Raw genomic sequence first — 20,162 nt, forward strand, 5'->3', positions numbered from 1 at the left:
TGCACAATCCGTGTGCCCAAAACGCAGCTCGAGACCGCCTCCGAGAACGGCATGCACATCGAACCTGACCGAACCGTCCAAGCCGCTGGCTTACTGCTATTTCTCCGCGAACCCCAAACTGAGTTCTTGCTGATGCGTCATGCCAGACGCTGGGATCTTCCCAAGGGACACTGTGAACCGGGGGAATCGTATCGGGAAACGGCGCTGAGAGAAACAGCCGAAGAAACCGGGATCGAGGCCGCGGCAATTTCGCTCGATAGCGACTTTGCCTTCGAGATCTGTTATCCCGTGACTTACAAACGAACTGGCGACGAAGTGTTCATGAAAACAGTGAAGTATTTCCTCGGTTACCTTCAAGACAAGCCAAAGCTAAAGCTCACCGAGCACGAGTCGTCAAAATGGTTCCGCTGGGATCCACCTCACCGCATTCAAGACAAAACGATCGATCCACTGCTGGCCGCCGTGGCCAAGTATCTAAAAACCCAATCAAAAATCGACTCCACTCGGAGCGGGAGGATCTGCTAGGGCAGGTCCACCGCCAAATCCGCTGGGGCAGCATCCGCTTGATCTAGCATGTCGTTGAACTCGGGGATCTTGCGAAGCGGTTCGAAGTCCAAATCGGTGGTTCGCAAGGCATCGATGTCGGTCCAACCGAGTCGGATCAGTCGCTGCGTGAGGGCCACTGCTCGGTTTTCCGCATCGATTTTTTCCTTTCCTTGCAAGTGTTCCGAAATCAACCCAAGCCCGACCGCCGCGTATCCGGAATGCATCAACGAAGTTTCCTGTTTTGCAAATTGATTGGCGATCTCCATTGCCTGGTCGACTTGCCCACTTCGCGAAAGCACTTTCAACAAGCAACCTTGCCGATCAACGGTTCTCGATTCCTCAATCAGTGACCGCAGTACACTTGCCGCCCGGTCGTACGTTTCGCTTGAATCACGTCCCTCCGAGTCTTCGAATACCCCTTTCAAATAGAGGCAAGCTGCGATTTGATCATCGATTCGTCCTATCTTCGATCCGCTTGCTTTCAATGATTCAAGTGATGCCATTGCATCGCGGAGTAGCGGTTCGGCATCGGGATACAAGTCGGCAATCATGGATCGTTCGGCCAATTGCCGTTGCTTGAGCACCAAGTTGTAGGTCGTCGCCGGATGACGGTTTTGCGAAGCCAGCTTTTTGAAAAGCTCAAGCGATTCGGTTTCCGTTTGAATCATTTCGGCAATCCTCCCTTGACGCTCGTACAACTCACTCAGAGTCCCCAGCGATCCAGCATACTCACCCATTGCCTCGGATCGATTGGGCATCCTTTCAAACCCCTGCCGCCGCGCATCGACGCTGCGTTTGACAAACGGTTCCGCCTTGTCCGAATTCCCTTGTTCCAAATACAAACGTGCGAGACGGCCGTAGACTTCCGCCATGCTTTGCTCGACGACCAAATCATCAAATTGGTCATATTTTTCAAAGTGAGCCTCACGCTGTGTGATGTTTTTTAAATAGCACTTCTCGGCATCGTCGTAATGATCGAGTGCTCGATGAGCATCACCGATCCAAAACGTCAACCGCATCGCGCTGACGTCAGGACGATTCAGGTTCCCGCTGCCGCGAAGTTGGTTCAATCGACTTTCTGCGTCCAGCAATTTTTCAAGTGCCTGCTCTGCCTTGCCAACCTCGAGATAGATTTGTCCAAGTTGCGCGATCGCAGATGCACGAAAGGTCTCGTTGGTGGTGCTGTTTTCGTGCCGCTGATGCACTTTTTCGATCTCGGCCAGGATCTTATCGAGCACTTGTTCGCGAAGTGGATTGAGCTCGGGACGATTGTCAAAGAAGTCTCTCGTCTGGTACAAGACCGCTCGTGTCGTATCGCGCGCCACCAAGGCTTGATCTTCCGCCAATTCCGCATTGGCGATCGCTTCTTCCTTGGCATGCTTTTCCGCGACTTGCTGCTGATGAATCAGCACCGCCGAACCGACGCCACCCAGCAGCAAACAGAGCAGCAGCCCAGCAGCGATGCCACTCAGCGTGGCGACTTTTGGATTGCGGCGACACCACTTCCAACAACGCTCCGGCAGTGTGATCGGACGCGCTTGGATCGGTTTTCCATCGAGGACACATTGGATCTCATTTGCCAACTGTCCCGCCGTTCGATATCGTTTCTCAGGATCCTTCTCGAGACACTTCAAGCAGATCGTTTCCAAATCACGACTCATGTGCGGCTGTAACTTCGAGGGCGCCAACGGCTCTTCGGCGATCACTTGGCGGATCGTTTCGTAGGGCGTCGGTCCAATGAACGGAGCCCGACCCGTTAGGGCCGAGTAGAGAATCGCGCCGAGCGCGTAGACGTCCGCTTGTGCACCAATCGATTTGTCACCGCGTGCCTGTTCGGGAGCCATGAATCCCGGCGTTCCGACGATTTCTCCCGTCTTCGTTTGATCTTCGATATCCCCCTCCCCTGCTTCGGCCAGCCGTTTGGCAAGTCCGAAATCGGTGATCTTTGGCACCCCGTCATCGGTGATCAGAATGTTCTGCGGTTTCAGATCCCGATGCAGAATTCCCTGTTCATGCGAGTAATGAACTGCATGGCAAATCTGGACCATCCACTCCGACGCCTGTTGGCTGGTGAGCGACGCATCACGCAGTCGCCGAGACATCGTCGTGCCACGGACAAACTCCAATGACAGGAAGGGTAACCCATTGAACCGGCTCACCTCAAACACCGAAACGATATTCGGATGTGAAAGCTTGGCGACCGCTTGAGCTTCTTGTTCAAATCGTTTCTGTTGCGACTTTGATGCGTGGGCTCCCACCAAAATCATCTTGATCGCGACCAAACGATTCAACGGTCGGTGACGCGCCTTGTAGACAATCCCCATACCTCCTTTGCCGAGCACGCCAAGCTCTTCGTATTCTGGCGGCAGTACCGCATCCGCCGGCGGCGTTCGACTCGACCGGTCGGACTGGCCGACCGGGGTCCACTCTGCCGTAGCGGCCTCACCATCCACTGCATCGGAGGCAAAATCAAGCGTCTCCTTCGTGGCCTCTTGTAAGACTTCGCTTGCCCACTGCGAGCGACTCCCCGCTGCTGAGGCCGATTCCAAAGCGGTGTCCAACCGTCCCATTTCGGCCCGCAGCGTCGACTTGAACTGCTGCTCGATCTGGGACAACAACTCGATCGCCGAATTCGCATCCTCTGGCGCCGACGATTTTGCAGCGGCGTATTCCTGTGCAATCGAGCGCGCGAGCGTTGCGATCGCGGCGTTGATTCTGGGAGAATTACTCATGGGAACCCACCATTGGAGAAGAAAAGGCACTTCGCCAGCTTACAGGCAGTTCCAATGGGGGGCAAACAGAAAGATCCAGAAAGGGAACCCTGTCAACGTTGGAACCCAGGCGGAAGAATAGCGTCCAGCGAAGAAAGGGAAACAAAAAACGACATGGTTTCGTCTCACCCTGCTGAGCGAGAATCAAGTTAAGCGGGACACGTTTCTCCCGCCTGCTGCAATCGGTGCCTTTCCCGCGCCAGTTTGGCGCGCTCGAGCGAGAATTCAATTTCCGATTGACGGATTCTCTCTTCCCAATCGTCCTTGAGCAACCTCAACATCTCTCGTTCCTCTTGAATCAGCGGTGCTGCATCGAGTAGTTCGGCAATCGCTGCAGCACCGACGACCGCTTGACTTTCGATCGAACCGGGACGTTGCCGGAGCAGTTCCCGTAACTCGGCGATTTCACGATCGCGATCCTTGACCACTCGATCGGTTTCCGCAACCACATCGACCAACTTCGTTCGCTGGCGTGGATCGTAGGCATCTTCACGCTCGAGTTGATCCAAGATCAACCGTTTTCGTTCTTCCCAAGTCATCGAGGCAACCGACGGCGCAACGGATTCGTCAAAGCTGGCAAGCCGCTTGCGCTGCGAGGCAATCTCAGCCGCCAACGCTTCATTGGTTTGAAGCAACTCCGAACACCGTCGCTGTACCGAATCCAGTTCATGCAGCAGTTGTTTCAACTTTGCCTTCTTGACTTCGACCGCATCACTCGTGCTGCAACCGACTTGCTTCGCCTGCTTGCGAAGCTCGTTGCGTTGCCGCGTTCGACGGCGCAAGGTTGCAACCAACTTGCGAGCGCGGCGACGATTGATCTCGAGTGCATCTCGCAGGTTCGGTTCGATGGGTTCGCTCGCTTCACAACCCTCGTCGACTCCTTTCCAGGAATCGGCGAGCCGCTGCGAGATTTCGCAAAGCATCTCAAGATCCACAGATACCTGGCTGTCGCAAAGGACGCGTGACATAGGTTCACCCCGTCCAGTCAAGTGCGACTGGAGGCTTGAAGGTTTGAAAAGTTGAAAGAAAAGGATGCGGACCGCGCTACAAATAGGCTGCCCCCAACCTTATCTCTACGTCGCAAATCAAACGGAGTCAAAATAAATCGGATCGAAACGGATGCATTCCTGGTTTGCCCGAGAACAACCTGCTCATGTGTGCGCTGAAGTGTCTAGTAGCGAACGGCAGAGGGAACCACTTCGACTTCGTAGGCACCCAGGAAATCTAAAATGGGCACCAAGGCTTGATTGATGTTGGCTTCGCTCAGGTTGCTGGTCGCGAGCGTGATCCGGTCCGCGGCGGCAATGCCACCGGTGGTTGCGTCGAGCGGCAACCACTTGCCATCGACGTAGCCAAGCGTCCAAGCGTGGTAAACCAGTCGAGGCGAGCTCTTCTCTTCATATCGATATCCGAATGCAACCCGTGCGGGGATTCCTTTGGTACGTAACAACCCAGCCAACAAGACCGCATACGCGGTGCTGTCACCTTGACCATTGCGGGCAACATCCGACGAGCGCGGGAACAAGGTCGGCGTTACGTTCAGTTGTGTCATGCGGTTAATCGACCCAATTAACTCCAAGGCCAATTCGAGCTCATCATACTGCCCCGTCCCGCTGGAGGCTTGCGCAATCTGACGAACCATTGTTTCGCGTGAATCGATAATCTTGTTTGGCGTCGTGTCGACATCCAAGACCGGAAATTCGGCACTGACAAAACCATTTTTGGGCGCCTCATCCAGTCGCGTGACCAACACCAACCAAGCACCGTCGTCCATCGAACGAACGTACTGCCCCGGCTGAGGCTCGACCAGTGACGCGTTGGCATCGATCGGTTCTCGTAGCGGCACCAACTTGAAACCGACACGCTGCGTTTGATCCGCACGATCAAGTTCGTTCACCATTTTCACCGAGGCCAATGCCACCGACTCCTCTGCCTCAGCGATCCCTCGCGTCGCCGTCCGCATGTCCGTTCGATAGGTGACCAAATCAAGCTCAGGGTTGTAGGCACGTAAGACTTCACCCTCTTCCGATGTCCAGACGACCAAGTACTTGCGCAACCCATCCCCATGGTCAACTTGAACACTAATCTCACGCAGACTGTGGTCGGTTCCATCGAGCGACCGCACCGCCGAATTGCCGAGGCATTTCATGCGGACGGTACCAATTTTCTCTTGCATCGGCAAAATCATCGTAAAGGATCGCTCGTCTTCGGCGTTCATGGGGCTGCGGCGCAACGATTCCTCCACGGCAACAAGTCCTCGAACGTCGCGGTCCCAATCCATCTTTTTTGCGCTGCGCTGGTTCCCGCGCATCTTTGTCACCGAAAAATGGTCCTCTTCGACCATCCCCGTGCAACGAGTCACGACGGGGCCCACGGTCAACTCACACTCGTAGCTGATGAGCGTGCCATCGAGTTCTTCGCTACTGGATTGAAGCCGACGCTGTGTCAATTCGCCGTTCTTGCCTCGGTCCACCAACAAACAATCTTCAAACGAAAACTTCACGCGTTGCTTAGGTGCATCACCCTCTACCTTGGCGGTCAAATGCCCATAACCGACGTGCTCGTCACCGACATAATAGGCATCCCAAGCCTGCCATTCGCCCATGAAGGTCGTTTTCGGCTGCTTGGTTTGTTCGTCCCCGATCCCCGAAGTGCTGTTGTTTTGCCCCGTTCGCGATACGGAAGCTCGCTCAGGCCGCTCCAGCGGAGCGCGTTCCGGGATATCACAGCCGACGCAGAACGCCATCGATGCCCAACCAAGTAAAAACCACGGTAAAACCTTCGCGTGCGGTTTCTGGATCCGGTGGTCCGTCTTAGGGAATAAGAATTGCATATCGCTTTTTGATAGGTGTTCGAAGGATGCCCCGCTGAAAGAGAACGCTGTGAAGCATTTTTTGTGCTCACCCGGTCCCTGGGGTAACGGACATTGTAATCGCCCGCGACCGAATCGTCTCGAGCGTTTCTTCATCGTATCGAGCGGGTTTCGGCACCGCGACTCGGTCCGACTGTAACGGTTAGTGAAGGGATGCCGGATGCACGGACGTCTTTCGTGCTTGACGGCACCGGATGCGTAGTGAATCCCCTACCCGGCATCGAACGTGACCTAGCGTTGGGTGTACAGATCTCCGAGCGAGATTCCTGTCATGTGAATGTCATTTTTCGCACCTGTAGCCTCACGTAGTGAACGGGACTGGAAACCATTATGGGTTTTCTCAAACGCATCCTTCGAAACGCTGTCAGCGAAGACCCCTCGCGGGTAACCAGCAGCGGCAGTTTTGAAACCTTGACCGATGAAGAACTACAAACGCACATGGGAATCCATTCCTACGGCGTGTTTGATCTCACCGACGCGATCCGCCCGTCGTACGATTTGCAAATCGTGCCTCGTCAGGGCTTTCGCTATGACGAATACGTCGATGAGACCAACGGTTCCGCGACGCCGGTCATTTTGGCATCGGCAACGCGGCACCGATTGATGGATCTGTTCCTCGAACTGATCGATCCCCTCGGTCCCGTCGTCGACGTGGTCCTCGAAACCAGCCACCAGGGCAATTCGGATCACGAGGATCTGTACCGCGAACATATCGACGCGCCTGTTCTCAAGAGCACGTTGTTGGAATTCGAGGATCTACTGCTCAACGATGGTTGTACCGGCATTGCCGTGATCAATCCCGGAAAGCGGCAGGAGGTACAACTCGACGAGCACAAGTTGTTGATTGCCTACGGCAATCCGCTCGACGACTTTTCACAGGTGATGATCGATGGCGACGTCTATCCCGACGACGAAATTCGGTTCATTACCGAAGCCGAACATGTCCACAGCAGCAGCGAACGCTACTTTGATGAGTTCACCCAATTGCGAAATCGCCTGGGCATGGACGGAGACGAATTCGCCGGCGCATGGTGAACGTCACGATGTCGATCGCCGCCACGCTATGGGCCAAACGTCTGGTCCACCAACGTCCGCCGCTCATCGACTTCGTCCCCAAGTAGCCCTGCCTCATTCAGGCCTTCGGACAAAGCCAACGCGGCCTGAGCCGTCGCATCAAACGTCCGTGTGACCCGGACCTTCACCCCGGCTGAATCTCCTTTGGATTTCAACGCAGCTTGGACAATTTGCTCCAACGTCCGCATCTGCCGAACCCACTGATCGTCTTTTTTTTCGACGCCGACCCAGTACTCGTCACCGTCGATGATCACGTCCACCGGAGCATACGCATCGAACGGGGGCAACTGCGACGGCACCTCGCTGCTAAGTCGTGACGGGGCATCGGTCGTCGACCGCGACGTCAACTGGCTGCTGGGCTCCATCGATACCATGGGCGTTGGATTGGTATGCTCACTCGATTCGCCCACGCCAGGCACGTTGAAATTCAACAGCCCCATCAAGCTCATCACGACAAACGCGATTGCAGCGACAATGGCCGCCGGAACGACCTTGAAGCTGAGTGGAATTCGAAGTCGTTTCTTGTCAGCCATGGGTTCACCTTGATTGCTTGCTATCAGCCGAAGATTCTTGCTGCACCGCAAGATCTCGTTCTTTATCGGTCACCGCTCCAATCACAGCATACTCAAAACGAGTTTGTCCACCCGAATCCGTCCCAAGCCACTCGATTGCTGCCGGCATACCGTCAAGGACGGGCTGAAAATTGCCGGCCGTCGCCCGTGGATTGTAGGATACCAGAATCACAACCAACCCTTTGGGCTGGGGCAGTTGTGAATAAACGCTGCGGAGCCGATCGAGGAACTCCTGTTCCCGCTCGATTTGTGTCGCGGCCTCAAGTCGGAAACCTTGCGTTGGGGCGTTCGGGCTACTCGATTGCAGCTCAATATCGCCCCGATCCGAGACATGCAGCGTCCAAATTTCGGCTCGCTTCAGCAATTCCGCATAGCCTGCAAAAAAACGCAACAACTCGGTACCGTCCATGGATTGGAGCATTTCGGTCGTCTCGATCGCTCGGTCGAGGGTCTCCGTCGACTCGGCGGGCGAAAGTGCTTCGTCGAGGACATCGGCATTGAGTTTTAGCATGTTTTTCAGCAGTCCTTCACTCCGCTGTTGCCGAAGCGACGCAGCTTCAGCCATCGCGATCGCCTGCTGTTTCGCTTCACGAAGCCATTGGTTCTGTTGCATCAATTCCTCGTGCGTCTTGTTCAACAGAGAAACCTGATGTTGATATTCCTCTTCAAGCCTCTGACGCGTCGATGCAAGCTGATGTTGCGTTTGAATTTGCGTGACCTGTTTCGAACGCTGAACGTCCATGTACTGGGCAAAGACGATGATCAACAACAAATCCAACAACGACGTCAATTGAAATCGAATCGCCTGAGATTTTAAAAGTGCAACCGATTGCGTCATCATGTGGCATCGACTCCTCTGCAATCCGCAGCAATCAGTTCCCGCTTCACATCGGTCACCAACTCCCGAACGGCCCGTCGGTTCTCCAGCAGCCGTACGAACATCGTTTCACAGAAACTGTTGACCACGATCAGCACGATCGCCATCGCTAACCCCGCAAACGTGCTGTCGATCGCAAGTCCAAAGCGTTCCACAATCACGCCCACCGTGGCGGTCGCGTCACCGATCGGCTGCCGCATGGCTAACCACAATGCAAAAATTGTCCCCAAGACACCCAATAACGGGTAGATCTCGATACCGGAGCGTGCGACATTCCAGGCGGTTTCGAAGCGGTACGAATCCAAGTAGCTTCGCTGTTCATCCAAAATCGACATGCGACGGCCAATGGCATCTCGGTCGGTGGGATTTTTGACCGCCTCACGAACATCCTCCACAAAGGCGTCGATTTGATCGGTCAAATGGCCTCGCCAATCGAGCCGACTGCGATGGCCGATCCCATCGGTGAACCGCTCCAGCGATTGAGCCAGCGAGCGGAGATGGCGCTGAGCAGAGATCCGCAGGATCGCGTAGGCAAGTAGGTGAAAAACCCCCAGTAAACAGATAATGGGGGTGAACCACTTGGTCGCAAATTCGAGTAGCATTCGTCAAAGGCTCAGTTTTGTGTGCAATTCATGGGACGGTTGTACCGTATCGTAGCGGAAAACGCCAAGCCGTTTTGCAGCGTTCGGCTCGACAACAGCGGGTTAATTTGCGAGCATCTTTACGGTTTCAAAAGAAAAACGCCCACGGATCGCTTTGATGTTCGTAGTCCTCAGTGCCAGTTTACACCCCGACAGCCGCAGCCGAATTCTGGCTCACGCCTGTGCCGAAGCACTTCGCACAAGCGGTCGCGAAGTCACGCTGTTCGACTTAGCCGTCACACCGCTGCCCCCGTGTGACGGTGCCGCAGCCTACGCGGACGAAAATGTGCAGCGGCTTTCCAGTTTGATTGAGAATGCCGACGCCATCTTTGTCGCATCGCCGGTCTACAACTTCGACCTCAACGCAGCGGCCAAAAATGCGGTCGAACTAACCGGTCAAGCTTGGACGGGAAAGATCGTCAGCTTGATGTTGGCCGCCGGAGGTCAAGGGAGTTACATGTCGGCAATGGGGTTTGCCAACAGTTTGATGCTCGATTTCCGCTGCCTGATCGTGCCTCGCTTTATCTACGCAACCGGGGATGCTTTCGAAGGCAAATCACTCGCCGACGTCGACATTTCCAATCGCATCGAGGTGCTGGTCAACGAAACGACCAAGTTGGCGGATGCGATGAAGTTGATTGGCTAGATGCAAGTTGCGAGGCGAGGGTCGTGGATTCAAACGACGAAAGATTGCCGATCCGAACGATCCACTACTGCGAGCTTCACGACTGCGGCACGTAAAGATTCTTCGCGTCGATCAACGCCTCGACGCTGCGAGGGACTCGGTAGCGAATGCTTCTACCTTGGGCGACTCGCTCTCGAATCTCGCGGCTGGAAATCTCGATCACTGGCATCTTGATCGTATGCCGACCGATTTCCTCAATCCGCTGAGGGGTTGCGACCCGATCGAGAACCGAAAAATCGAGTTGCTCTTCGCCCCCCCGTTGGACGACCGCCAGCAGGATTTTTTCAAGTAGTTTCCTGGACTGGTACCATTGGCGTATCGTCGCGAGCGAATCGCTGCCAATGATCAAGTAGAAATCGTCGATGGGGAATTCGGATTGCAGCTGAACAACCGTGTCAACCGTATAGCTGACATCGCCTCGTCTGACTTCACGATCATCGATAACGTGTTTCTCACTTCCCGAAATCGCGAGCCGCAGCATTTCCAGTCGATCCTGGTCTGACGCGACGGGCCCGTTAGGTTTGAGGGGCGACAAGGCCGCGGGAATCCAACGGACTTGATCAAGCCCGAGCGATTCGATTGCCGATTCCGCAATCCACAAATGTCCTAAATGCACCGGATCAAACGATCCGCCAAACAGCCCAATTCTCATCAATGCCTGTCCCTAGCCTCGTCGCCGTAGAAGTCACGAATTTCTTAGCCATTGTAACAACAGAAAGTTTTGCCGTTCACTCGCCCACGGGGCGCACGATTTCACAAAAAGTCCGACGTCTTTTTCTGGCGATTGACCAGACTTGTCACGGGGACGGCAAAAAATAGAGCGACACCCCCCATTTCTCTCTATCGCGGATCATCCGGTATGCTAACAACGACCTGTCTCAATCTTAGCCTGCCAATTCTCGGCAATCGGACCATGGCCAACTTGGATCCTCCACAAAATCCCCTTCCGAATGACGATCTAAATCGTCATGACGATCCCTTATCGATTCCGGAGCCCCGGAAGTCTCAACAAGCGGAATTGTTCGAGACCGAACCGCCCCCTTGGGAATTGACGGTCCAGGATGACGTGGCGACGGCCAAAATCGTCTTCAGCGAAGCCCCATTTGGGCCGTACGACTATCGGATCCCCGACGAAGACCGCGATCGGGTGAAGCCAGGCATGCGGGTCCGCGTGCCACTCGGCCGGCGTCGCCAGCCGATGACCGGATGGTGCATCGAAACCCATCTCGGCCAAGTCCAACGCAGTGGCAAACTGCGGGACATCGTCGAGATTCTCGACGAGGAACCCCTTTGCGACGCTCACCTCGTTCGGCTCGTGTCTTGGATCAGCCACTATTACCAAACGCCGATGGGCCAGGTTTTCGACACACTGATCCCTTCGAGTGTTCGCGCCAACGCGGGGACTCGCGAGCGAACGTATCTGACGCCGTGCACGGGCAAATCGGATGAAAAAGCCATCGACTCCCTGCCGAAAAAGCAGCAAGTCGCCTTGCGATTCTTGATCGCTGCTGGCCGCCCAATGACGGCGTCGGAATTGATGGTGCATGCCGAATGCACGCGAGGACCGATCAGCGCACTGCAATCCAAAGGTTTTTTGGAGGTTGCGGTTCGCCGGGAAATGACCACGGGCATGCCGATGCGATGGGCCCAAGGAGACGGTGAAGAACAACAAACACACGTCCTTAGCAGCGAACAAACCACAGCGCTCCAACGCATCGATGCGGCGATCGATTCCGGAAAAGGCAAGACGCTCCTGCTGCACGGAGTGACGGGCAGTGGGAAGACGGAGGTCTACATCAAAGCGATTGAGCACGTGGTTCGGTTCGGCCGCGGTGCGATCGTGATGGTTCCCGAAATCAGTTTGACCCCACAAACTCGAGGTCGGTTTGAGCGGCGATTCGATAGCGTCGCGGTCTTGCACAGCCAAATGACGCCGGCCGAACGCCATTTTCAGTGGCAACGAATCCGCCGTGGCGAGGTGCAAGTGGTGGTTGGCCCCCGCAGCGCCGTGTTCGCCCCCCTGCCCCGCCTCGGTTTGATCGTGATCGATGAAGAACATGACGCCTCGTTCAAACAGGACACGCAGCCTCGATATCACGCTCGCAAAGTCGCTCACGCTCGCGCGATGTCTCTTGGTGTTCCACTGATCCTCGGTAGCGCTACCCCTTCGATGGAATCATGGCATGCGACCGCGACCGGTCACGCCGAATTGATCACCATGAACGATCGAATCAACCAGCGTCCGATGCCAAACGTGGAATTGGTCGATTTGCGTGTACGCGACGACCGGACGCGAGGAGCAATCAGCCGACAACTGCATCAAGCGGTCCAGGAAACGCTGACCGAAAACGGACAAGTGATCCTGCTGCTCAATCGACGTGGATTTGCAACCACGATCCAATGCCCCTCGTGTGGACATGTCGTGGCTTGTCCCGATTGTGACATGCCGTTGACCCACCATCGTGACGGAGGGAAAGCCGTTTGCCACTACTGTGACTACACGATCGCGACGCCACCATGGTGTCCGGCATGCCGATACGATGGCATTCGTTACGGAGGACTGGGTACGCAAAAATTGGAAGTCGAAGTGAAAGCTCGATTTCCTAATGCCAAGGTCGCTCGCATGGACAGCGACACGATGCGTCGTCCCGGAAGTCATCAACGCGTGCTTTCGTCCTTTCGCAGCGGCGAGCTGAACATTTTGCTCGGCACTCAAATGATCGCGAAAGGATTGGATTTTCCTAATGTGCTACTGGTTGGCGTGATCAATGCGGACTCCGCATTGCACTTCCCTGATTTCCGAGCCGCGGAACGAACCTTCCAACTTGTCACGCAAGTTGCTGGCCGTACCGGCCGTGGCGACCGCGGGGGACGTGTCGTCGTACAAACCTTTTCACCAGAGCATCCCGCGATTCAAGCAGCATCCCGGCATGACTACTTGCAGTTCGCCAACGACGAGATGGTCAATCGCAGAAAGTTTAACTACCCACCCCTCGGCAGCGTCGCGCGGATCATCATCCGTGGTATCGTCGAAGAAGTCACCGAAGCCGTCGCCGAGCAGCTACTGAGTCGGCTCGAAGCGGCGCGACTCGCATTGGGAGTGGAAGTCCGCCTGCTCGGGCCCGCACCGCCGCCGATCTCAAAGCTTCGCGGAAAGTATCGCTTTCATATCCTTCTGCAAGCCACCGAAGCTGCGATTCTGGGGAACACGATCCGGCGGGCGACCGATTCTTTCACGATCCCCGATAAAGATGACGTCCAGTACGTTGTCGACATTGATCCGATGGATATGCTGTAGCTTCCAGTACCAACTTGGCACTGCGACTCACGAAGACACGATTCAAGAACACTTCCCTGGCAACTCAGTCACCGTGCTGCGAGTCAAAACGTAGCCCCTCGATGTCGAGATACTTGACCGCGCCTGGGACAAACATCGGATCGTCGTGTGAACGGATCGATTCAAAACGGAATCCCTCGACATCGACGGTGACTTTTCCGAGGACAACATCACCCGATTGACTCGCCGCCGCCATCGCCAAAGGGCCAGCCGTACGCCCAAGTCCGATGAGCGTGATTTTGTTGGCCGGGACGATGCCTTGCGCGTACCGGATCATCGACAAGAGATCATGCGTCCGCTGGGCAAAGAGCGAGTGATTGTAGCCGTAGGTGTAACCCGAGAAACGCCGCCATCCAGTTTCATGATCCGACGGTTGATACCACATGCGCTGAGCATGCTCTGACAAACCGTACTTCAAGAATTCGCCTTGCCCAAATAGATCCGCTGACAACACCATGTTGCCACGATCGAGGAACTCTGCCAGCAATGGATTCAGGCGTTCCGAATCGAACAAGTCCGCTTTGCCAGCGTTGCCAACCCAAACCACAACTCCTTCGATCGACTCGGATTGGGGTCTCAATTGAAGTAACGGTATCTGCTCACCCTGCTCCGAATGGGTCAGCTTCCCCGCCTGTACTTTGACGCCGGATCGTTTCGTTTCGGCAGTGACTTCGAAGGTGACTTCGCCAACTTCATCCAAGCGACGACCAAGAATCGTTTCCCATCCAGCGCCAATGATTTGATGGAAATCGTCCGAACCGGGATCAAGTGTGCGGAGTCTTCGGTCGGAATCTTGCGTTGCGAGCTTCAAAAGTTCGACTTCATGAACCTCCCCGATCTGGTCGCCGCTGGGCCGCGGGTAAGTCTTGTTCCAGACCGTCGCTTCTTCGAGGGTCAACGGTACATAATCGCACTCTTCGATCTTTTCAAAACCGAGATCAAAATGACGATTGAAGAATTCATACATCGCATGGCGGTTGACTTGGTTGTAATTGTGTTTGAACTGAGTGTAAAACACGGCGCTAAGGGAATTCGTGGCCCCGAGCATTTGGTAAAGGTGTCGCAACTGAGGATAACCTTTGGTTTCAAGTTCAACCGTCCAGTCGTCGGCGGCCGTCAATCCCAGTGGCCTCGGAGCAATCGCCGCCGCGATATCCACATTACCTTGATCGATCCTCAGCAGCGGTGCATTCTCACAAGTGCAGCCACCTTGCATCGCGGTCGAGACCATCACGCAAGGCATCGCCGCCGTGATTCGATTGTCGATCGCCGCCACAATCATCGATTGCGTTCCTCCGCCGCTTGCACCGGTAACCCCAATACGGGCCGGATCGACGTCGTCGAGGCTGAGCAGAAAATCAATGCATCGAATGGAATTCCATGTCTGTAGCCCCATCATGTTCTGTAGACGCAAATCAGCTTGTACACTCATGAACCCCCAATCATCCGGTCGATCCAGATGACGCCAACGGTCTGGACGGTGGGCAATTTGAACCGAATCGGCAACACCGGTCATGTCATAGCAAAAGACGATGCACCCCATCCTCGCCAATTGAACGGCGCGAGCTTGGATAGGATGGCGGCCGCCGATGGCAAACGCCTCCGCTCCGCTCTCGATCTGTTTCGCCACCTCCTCCTCACCGGCGTCATACATGCGGCCCTGTTCCCAATGTCCATGTGGCGACAAGATCGCGGGACAGGGTCCGTTGCGATGTTTGGGGCGATAGAGGCTTCCCGTGACGAAGTGACCAGGGACACTCTCAAAGAAAACGCGATCAACAACATAGCCATCGCGGTCCACCCGCCCATGAACCACGGCATTCAAATCGGACCGGGTCGGCATCGGCCACAAGCCTTGTGAAACCAAAATCCGACGCCGAATGCGGTCGCGTCGCTCCCTCCACTGCTCGGCACGCTCTACAACCTGCATTGGAAAATAGCCGTTCAAGTTGCGGAGCTCACCGAGCCGAACATCCTGTGGAATTTGATCGGGCGAAAAGACATCTTGCGCCGTAGCACCGGTGATCGACGAAACCACCCCGAAAATCAACAGGACGACGAGAATTCGATACATGGAATGGATCTTGTGTTGGAGGGACGGGATCCGTTGCAGTTCAGCCATCGGGCTACGAGAGCAGTCGTCGACCAGGGCGAGAGGCGGAAGCCTGAACTCCAACCGCCCTGCCCTGCCCTGCCCTTATTTTCTTGGCACTGGTATTCTAGCCTATCAGAGCTCGCTTCCTTTCGCTGCATTCTTGGAACCCACGATGACTCGGATTCTCTTTCAAAACGCAAACCTTGTCCTTGCTGATTCGATCCGCGAAGGTTCCCTGGTCACCGAAGATGGAAAAATCGTTGACATCGATGCAGGATCCCATGTCCAGGCAGACGAAGTCCTTGATTGTCAGGGGCATCACATTCTGCCTGGCGTTATCGACGACCAAGTTCATTTCCGCGAACCAGGCTTGACGAAAAAGGAAGATCTTGAAACGGCATCCCGCGCCTGCGCCGCCGGTGGTGTAACCGCTTTCTTGGAAATGCCCAACACGAAACCACCCGCGATCACCATCGAAGGAGTGCGTGAAAAGGAAAAGATCGCCGCTCGGAAATCGCGAGTGAACTACGGCTTCTACATTGGGGCAACACCCGACAACGTCAGCGAACTGGCCCAAGCCAGCGAGGTTCCTGGAATCAAGATCTTTATCGGCAGCAGCACGGGAAACCTGCTGGTCGATCAACAGGAAGCACTGGAACGCATCTTCGCAGAGACGACGCTCCCCATCTGCGCTCACTGCGAAGACGAATCGACGGTACGGGCGAATGCGGAACGATTAGCGGGCACCACCAACGTGGCCGATCATTCGCGGATTCGGGATGAAAACGCCGCGGTCATTGCAACCACACGAGCTGTTGATTTGGCGCGACGACACCAACATCGGTTCCACGTGCTGCACGTCTCGACCGCAGCAGAACTGCCTCTACTCACCCACCCCGCACCTTACTTAACCGCCGAGATCTGTTTGCACCATTTGTTCTTCAATATTGACGACTATGCTCGGCTCGGCAGTCGGATCCAGATGAACCCCTCCATCAAGACCAAGGCTGACAACGAGGGATTGTGGCAAGGACTTCTCGAGGGAACCATTCAAGTGCTCGCCACGGATCATGCGCCGCATACGCTTGAAGAAAAGTCGCAGCCCTATCCCCAGAGCCCTTCCGGCTTGCCAGCTGTCGAGAATAGTTTGGCCTTGATGCTCGACCAAGTGAACGCGGGAAGATGTACTTTGAACCAAGTTGCATCGTGGATGAGTGATGCCCCAGCTCGGATTTGGGGAATGGTCGGCAAAGGCAGAATCGAAATCGGCTACGACGCAGACTTGGTCGTCGTCAACATGGACGAAAGTCGGACCATCCGTGATGACCAACAGCACAGCAAATGTCGATGGAGCCCTTGGGACGGCGAAACGCTCTGGGGTTGGCCCACAGCGACCTTTGTCGGCGGCCATTGCGTCTGGAATCAGGCCACCGGCTTCGACGAGACGTTTCGCGGATCCAAATTGCGATTTGATCACAGCCGCGGTGGGTTTTGGAACACTTCCGATGGAATTGGGACGTGATTACCCACTCGGGTTCAGTTACACTGATCAGGCCTTTGGGAATCCGTTGGACACTTCAACTTCCCAGAGGACCTCACGGTGCTTGCCTTCCGACCTTCCTTCCTCACTTCTTGAAAGCTATCTCCAATGAAACGCATTGCTATCGCCTCGCTCGTCTGCCTCGGTTTTTACGTCACGCTTTCGGCTCAAGACACCGCACCTGCTGGAAAGACCGCACCCGCCGGCGCCACGGTGCTGTTTGATGGGACCGATTTGAGCCAATGGAAGGGTCGAGACGATCTTTGGAGCGTGGAAGGTGGCCAAATTGTAGGCAAAACCTCGGATGAGAAGCCGATCGAAGCGAACACGTTCTTGATTTGGAAAGGGGACGCACCCGAAAACTTCGAGCTTGTGCTCTGGTTCAAAATCGAGGGCGGTAATTCTGGCATTCAATATCGCAGCAAGGTTGTCGACGAAGAACAATACATTGTCGGCGGCTACCAAGCCGACATTGATTTCGCTAATACCTTTGCCGGAATCCTCTATGAAGAACGGGGTCGAGGTATTTTGGCAAAACGTGGCGAAAACGTAACCATTGGAAGCGACGGCAAATTGAAGGTCGAAGCCTATGCCAAGGCAAAGGAACTCGGATCGGCGATTCATCCCGGCGAGTGGAATGAATTTCGCATTGTTGCCGACGGCAATCACTTACAGCACTTCATCAATGGAACGAAAACAGTTGACGTGACCGATGAACAAACCGAAAAAGCGGCGACGGACGGTGTGATCGCATTGCAGCTGCACCGAGGTCCGGCAATGACCGTGCGGTTTAAGAACATTTCACTCCTCAAAAAATAGCATGGCAAAATCGATTTGGCCCAGCGACGATCAAACGGAAACGCTGCTTGCTGCGGCGAAGAATGGCGATGCGGACGCAGTCAATCGACTCTTAGAGCGGCATCGCGACTCGGTGCATCGATTGGTCCAGATGCGGCTCGATCGAAAGGTACAACGTCGCGTCGATGTCAGTGATGTCGTACAAGATGTGCTTGTCGAGGCGAACGGACGGCTCGGCAAGTACCTCGACAATCCCGCGATGGCGTTCCATCTGTGGATTCGCCAAATCGCATGGGACCGGATCATCGATACCTATCGGCGACACCGCGTCAGTGCGAAACGAAACATGGATCGCGAACAGGCGATGTCCGTAGGGACCGGGCAAGATCAATCATCGGTCCAATTGGCGGCCCAGCTTTGCGATCCTGCGCTAACACCTGCCGCTGCGGCAACGCAACGAGAGATCGCGACGAAAGTCGAATCCGCGATCGAACAACTTGGGGATCAAGATCGCGAGATCGTCTTGATGCGTCATTACGAGCATTTATCGAATCTCGAAATCGCCGAAGTCTTGAACCTCAATCCGCCCGCAGCGAGCATGCGGTACCTGCGAGCCGTTCGCCGGCTACGTGAATTGCTTGACGAAGAGGCCAGCAGCGACGGTGCCTCGGCGTGACCGGCGACCGTCCCTCTGCCGAAGCGATGCCAACCGATCCGGCGAGCGATGACGAGAAAATCGCCGCCGTGTTGGCCCATCTGGCGGACGCGGTTTGCCGTGGTGAGATGGTGGATTTCGAGGCCGTTTGTCGGCAGCACCCCGAGCAAGCAACCGAGCTTCGGCGATTGTGGGGCGCGGTGCTCGTGACCGATACCGCCGGGGCGACGCGTGAAGAGCGGCCGTTGATCGGGTCCGATGATTCCTCGACGCGCTGGCGCAGCCTCGAACTTCCAACCCAGATCGGTGATTATGAACTCATCGAAGAAATCGGTCGTGGCGGCATGGGCGTCGTGTTTCGGGCCCGCCAAATTAGCCTGAATCGCGAAGTCGCGGTGAAGATGATCCTCCGCGGGCGACTCGCCAGCGACGCGGACTTGCAGCGATTCATGGATGAAGCGTCGGCGACGGCTCGACTCGAACACCCCGGGATCGTGCCCGTTTATGAGGTCGGCGATATCGACGGCCGACCGTTCTTCAGCATGAAGTACATTGCCGGCAAAACGCTCGCCCAGCTTGCGACCGATCGACCGATGAACCAGCGGGAAGCGGCACGGATCGTTTCCAACATCGCCAAAGCGATCGATTTCGCGCACCAAGGCGGTGTGCTGCACCGCGACATCAAACCGAGCAACGTGCTGTTGGGGGTCGATGGATCTCCCATGATCACCGACTTCGGCCTGGCCAAACGCACCGAATCGCGAAACGAATTGACACGTAGCGGCATGCTGGTCGGCACGCCCGCTTACATGTCACCCGAACAAGCAGGCAACCGGCGGGATCTGATTGCCGCAACCACGGACATCTATAGCCTCGGCTGCGTACTCTACTTCGCCCTTACCGGCCGTGCTCCCTTTGTCGCCGAAAATCCAATGGAATTGGTGATGATGGTGATCGAGCAGGACCCGAGTCCACCGCGAGTGCTGCGGCCGAGCATCGATCGCGATCTGGAAATGATCGTGGTGCGATGCCTGCAAAAGCCGATCGACCTTCGCTACGAAACGGCTGCGGCCCTGGCGGAAGATCTAGATTCGTACTTAAAGGACGAACCGATCGCGGCGAGAAGTGGTCGTTTCGGCCAAGTCATCGCACGGATGTTCCGCGAAACCCATCATGCTCCCGTACTCGAGAATTGGGGGTTGCTGTGGATGTGGCACTCCTTGGTGCTGCTGGTCGCCTGTTTATTCACGTGGCAACTCGATTACCATGGTGTCACCAACCGGATGGTCTACGAATCGGTTTGGATCATCGGCCTCGGGGCCTGGGCGACCGTGTTTTGGAAACTACGTCAACGGATGGGACCCGTAACCTTTATCGAACGCCAAGTGGCACACGTCTGGGGCGCCAGCATGATGGCAATCGGGATGCTGTTTCCACTGGAGTGGTGGCTCGAAATGCCGCCGCTCAGTTTGTCGCCAATGTTAGGCGTGATCACCGCGATGGTCTTTCTGATCAAGGCGGGGATGCTCACCGGAGCGTTCTACTATCAAGTCGCCGCGTTATTGCTGGCCTCGGTGCTGATGGCACTCTACCCGCCCTGGGCCCACTTGATTTTCGGCATCGTCGCAGCTGGCTCGTTCTTCATCCCCGGGTATCAATACGCCCGGCGAAGAAGAGTCAACCAATCGCTGCGATGATG

The 20,162-nt window shown here is 55.6% G+C and carries 16 protein-coding genes; 8 read left to right on the forward strand and 8 right to left on the reverse strand.

Annotated features, from left to right (window positions below; genetic code table 11):
• The first annotated feature begins 51 nt into the window (after positions 1-51).
• Positions 52-525, forward strand: coding sequence for a bis(5'-nucleosyl)-tetraphosphatase (locus Poly41_RS02910; protein ID WP_146524398.1), 474 nt, complete (start codon positions 52-54; stop codon positions 523-525).
• Here the strand turns inward: Poly41_RS02910 and Poly41_RS02915 are convergent.
• The 3 genes from Poly41_RS02915 to Poly41_RS02925 form a co-directional block, all read right to left on the reverse strand.
• The gene (locus tag Poly41_RS02915; RefSeq protein ID WP_146524399.1) at positions 522-3,278 is read right to left on the reverse strand and encodes a serine/threonine-protein kinase; all 2,757 of its coding nucleotides are present in this window, start codon (positions 3,276-3,278) and stop codon (positions 522-524) included. The genes Poly41_RS02910 and Poly41_RS02915 overlap by 4 nt on opposite strands.
• Positions 3,279-3,466: 188 nt before the next feature.
• Positions 3,467-4,285, reverse strand: coding sequence for a coiled-coil domain-containing protein (locus tag Poly41_RS02920; protein ID WP_146524400.1), 819 nt, complete (start codon positions 4,283-4,285; stop codon positions 3,467-3,469).
• Between the two features lie 203 nt (positions 4,286-4,488).
• On the reverse strand, positions 4,489-6,063 hold the full coding sequence (locus Poly41_RS02925) for a transglutaminase domain-containing protein (protein WP_231615350.1): 1,575 nt from the start codon (positions 6,061-6,063) through the stop codon (positions 4,489-4,491).
• 456 nt (positions 6,064-6,519) lie between these two features.
• Between Poly41_RS02925 and Poly41_RS02930 the strand changes: the two genes are divergently transcribed.
• Positions 6,520-7,224: a hypothetical protein gene (locus tag Poly41_RS02930; protein ID WP_146524402.1), complete on the forward strand. Its 705-nt coding sequence runs from the start codon at positions 6,520-6,522 to the stop codon at positions 7,222-7,224.
• A gap of 26 nt (positions 7,225-7,250) precedes the next feature.
• Here Poly41_RS02930 and Poly41_RS02935 read toward each other — a convergent pair whose 3' ends face one another.
• From Poly41_RS02935 to Poly41_RS02945, 3 genes are read right to left on the reverse strand one after another with little or no spacing between them, the layout of a single operon-like run.
• Positions 7,251-7,796, reverse strand: a complete 546-nt coding sequence (locus tag Poly41_RS02935) for a hypothetical protein (RefSeq protein WP_146524403.1) — start codon at positions 7,794-7,796, stop codon at positions 7,251-7,253.
• A 4-nt stretch (positions 7,797-7,800) separates the two neighbouring features.
• A complete protein-coding gene (locus Poly41_RS02940) occupies positions 7,801-8,676 on the reverse strand; it encodes a hypothetical protein (RefSeq protein WP_146524404.1) in 876 nt (291 codons plus the stop codon).
• Positions 8,673-9,314, reverse strand: a complete 642-nt coding sequence (locus Poly41_RS02945) for a MotA/TolQ/ExbB proton channel family protein (protein WP_146524405.1) — start codon at positions 9,312-9,314, stop codon at positions 8,673-8,675. Before Poly41_RS02945 ends, Poly41_RS02940 begins: the two co-directional genes overlap by 4 nt.
• A gap of 157 nt (positions 9,315-9,471) precedes the next feature.
• On the opposite strand from Poly41_RS02945, the gene Poly41_RS02950 reads away from it, so the two are divergent.
• Positions 9,472-9,999, forward strand: coding sequence for an NADPH-dependent FMN reductase (locus tag Poly41_RS02950; RefSeq protein ID WP_146524406.1), 528 nt, complete (start codon positions 9,472-9,474; stop codon positions 9,997-9,999).
• A 76-nt stretch (positions 10,000-10,075) separates the two neighbouring features.
• On the opposite strand, the gene nadD is transcribed toward Poly41_RS02950, so the two are convergent.
• Positions 10,076-10,690: a nicotinate (nicotinamide) nucleotide adenylyltransferase gene (gene nadD / locus Poly41_RS02955; protein ID WP_146524407.1), complete on the reverse strand. Its 615-nt coding sequence runs from the start codon at positions 10,688-10,690 to the stop codon at positions 10,076-10,078.
• Positions 10,691-10,897: 207 nt separating this feature from the next.
• Between nadD and priA the strand changes: the two genes are divergently transcribed.
• Positions 10,898-13,336 carry a replication restart helicase PriA gene (gene priA, locus Poly41_RS02960; RefSeq protein ID WP_231615351.1) on the forward strand — a complete coding sequence of 813 codons (2,439 nt, stop codon included), beginning with the start codon at positions 10,898-10,900 and terminating at the stop codon, positions 13,334-13,336.
• 64 nt (positions 13,337-13,400) lie between these two features.
• Here the strand turns inward: priA and Poly41_RS02965 are convergent, their stop codons facing one another.
• Complete coding sequence (locus Poly41_RS02965; protein ID WP_197231027.1) at positions 13,401-15,449, reverse strand: acetylxylan esterase; 2,049 nt, start codon at positions 15,447-15,449, stop codon at positions 13,401-13,403.
• Between the two features lie 193 nt (positions 15,450-15,642).
• Here Poly41_RS02965 and Poly41_RS02970 point away from each other — a divergent pair, with 193 nt between their 5' ends.
• The 4 genes from Poly41_RS02970 (at position 15,643) to Poly41_RS02985 (ending at position 20,160) form a co-directional block, all read left to right on the forward strand.
• Positions 15,643-16,992, forward strand: coding sequence for a dihydroorotase (locus Poly41_RS02970; protein WP_146524409.1), 1,350 nt, complete (start codon positions 15,643-15,645; stop codon positions 16,990-16,992).
• Between the two features lie 126 nt (positions 16,993-17,118).
• A complete protein-coding gene (locus tag Poly41_RS02975) occupies positions 17,119-17,829 on the forward strand; it encodes a 3-keto-disaccharide hydrolase (RefSeq protein WP_146524410.1) in 711 nt (236 codons plus the stop codon).
• 1 nt (position 17,830) lies between these two features.
• Positions 17,831-18,484 carry a sigma-70 family RNA polymerase sigma factor gene (locus Poly41_RS02980; protein WP_146524411.1) on the forward strand — a complete coding sequence of 218 codons (654 nt, stop codon included), beginning with the start codon at positions 17,831-17,833 and terminating at the stop codon, positions 18,482-18,484.
• 26 nt (positions 18,485-18,510) lie between these two features.
• The gene (locus Poly41_RS02985; RefSeq protein WP_146524951.1) at positions 18,511-20,160 is read left to right on the forward strand and encodes a serine/threonine-protein kinase; all 1,650 of its coding nucleotides are present in this window, start codon (positions 18,511-18,513) and stop codon (positions 20,158-20,160) included.
• Positions 20,161-20,162 lie beyond the last annotated feature (2 nt).

The sequence above is a fragment of the Novipirellula artificiosorum genome, from assembly GCF_007860135.1.
In the GTDB taxonomy this organism is placed as follows: domain Bacteria; phylum Planctomycetota; class Planctomycetia; order Pirellulales; family Pirellulaceae; genus Novipirellula_A; species Novipirellula_A artificiosorum.

What these genes read in the sequence shown, in the direction of transcription:
- Poly41_RS02980 (WP_146524411.1), top strand. Translation starts at nt 17,831, where the DNA reads ATGGCAAAATCGATTTGGCCCAGCGACGATCAAACGGAAACGCTGCTT.
- Poly41_RS02945 (WP_146524405.1), bottom strand. Translation starts at nt 9,314, where the DNA reads ATGCTACTCGAATTTGCGACCAAGTGGTTCACCCCCATTATCTGTTTA.
- Poly41_RS02930 (WP_146524402.1), top strand. Translation starts at nt 6,520, where the DNA reads ATGGGTTTTCTCAAACGCATCCTTCGAAACGCTGTCAGCGAAGACCCC.
- Poly41_RS02915 (WP_146524399.1), bottom strand. Translation starts at nt 3,278, where the DNA reads ATGAGTAATTCTCCCAGAATCAACGCCGCGATCGCAACGCTCGCGCGC.
- Poly41_RS02965 (WP_197231027.1), bottom strand. Translation starts at nt 15,449, where the DNA reads ATGTATCGAATTCTCGTCGTCCTGTTGATTTTCGGGGTGGTTTCGTCG.
- priA (WP_231615351.1), top strand. Translation starts at nt 10,898, where the DNA reads ATGCTAACAACGACCTGTCTCAATCTTAGCCTGCCAATTCTCGGCAAT.
- Poly41_RS02940 (WP_146524404.1), bottom strand. Translation starts at nt 8,676, where the DNA reads ATGATGACGCAATCGGTTGCACTTTTAAAATCTCAGGCGATTCGATTT.
- Poly41_RS02950 (WP_146524406.1), top strand. Translation starts at nt 9,472, where the DNA reads ATGTTCGTAGTCCTCAGTGCCAGTTTACACCCCGACAGCCGCAGCCGA.
- Poly41_RS02970 (WP_146524409.1), top strand. Translation starts at nt 15,643, where the DNA reads ATGACTCGGATTCTCTTTCAAAACGCAAACCTTGTCCTTGCTGATTCG.
- Poly41_RS02920 (WP_146524400.1), bottom strand. Translation starts at nt 4,285, where the DNA reads ATGTCACGCGTCCTTTGCGACAGCCAGGTATCTGTGGATCTTGAGATG.
- Poly41_RS02910 (WP_146524398.1), top strand. Translation starts at nt 52, where the DNA reads ATGCACATCGAACCTGACCGAACCGTCCAAGCCGCTGGCTTACTGCTA.
- Poly41_RS02985 (WP_146524951.1), top strand. Translation starts at nt 18,511, where the DNA reads ATGCCAACCGATCCGGCGAGCGATGACGAGAAAATCGCCGCCGTGTTG.
- Poly41_RS02935 (WP_146524403.1), bottom strand. Translation starts at nt 7,796, where the DNA reads ATGGCTGACAAGAAACGACTTCGAATTCCACTCAGCTTCAAGGTCGTT.
- nadD (WP_146524407.1), bottom strand. Translation starts at nt 10,690, where the DNA reads ATGAGAATTGGGCTGTTTGGCGGATCGTTTGATCCGGTGCATTTAGGA.
- Poly41_RS02925 (WP_231615350.1), bottom strand. Translation starts at nt 6,063, where the DNA reads ATGGCGTTCTGCGTCGGCTGTGATATCCCGGAACGCGCTCCGCTGGAG.
- Poly41_RS02975 (WP_146524410.1), top strand. Translation starts at nt 17,119, where the DNA reads ATGAAACGCATTGCTATCGCCTCGCTCGTCTGCCTCGGTTTTTACGTC.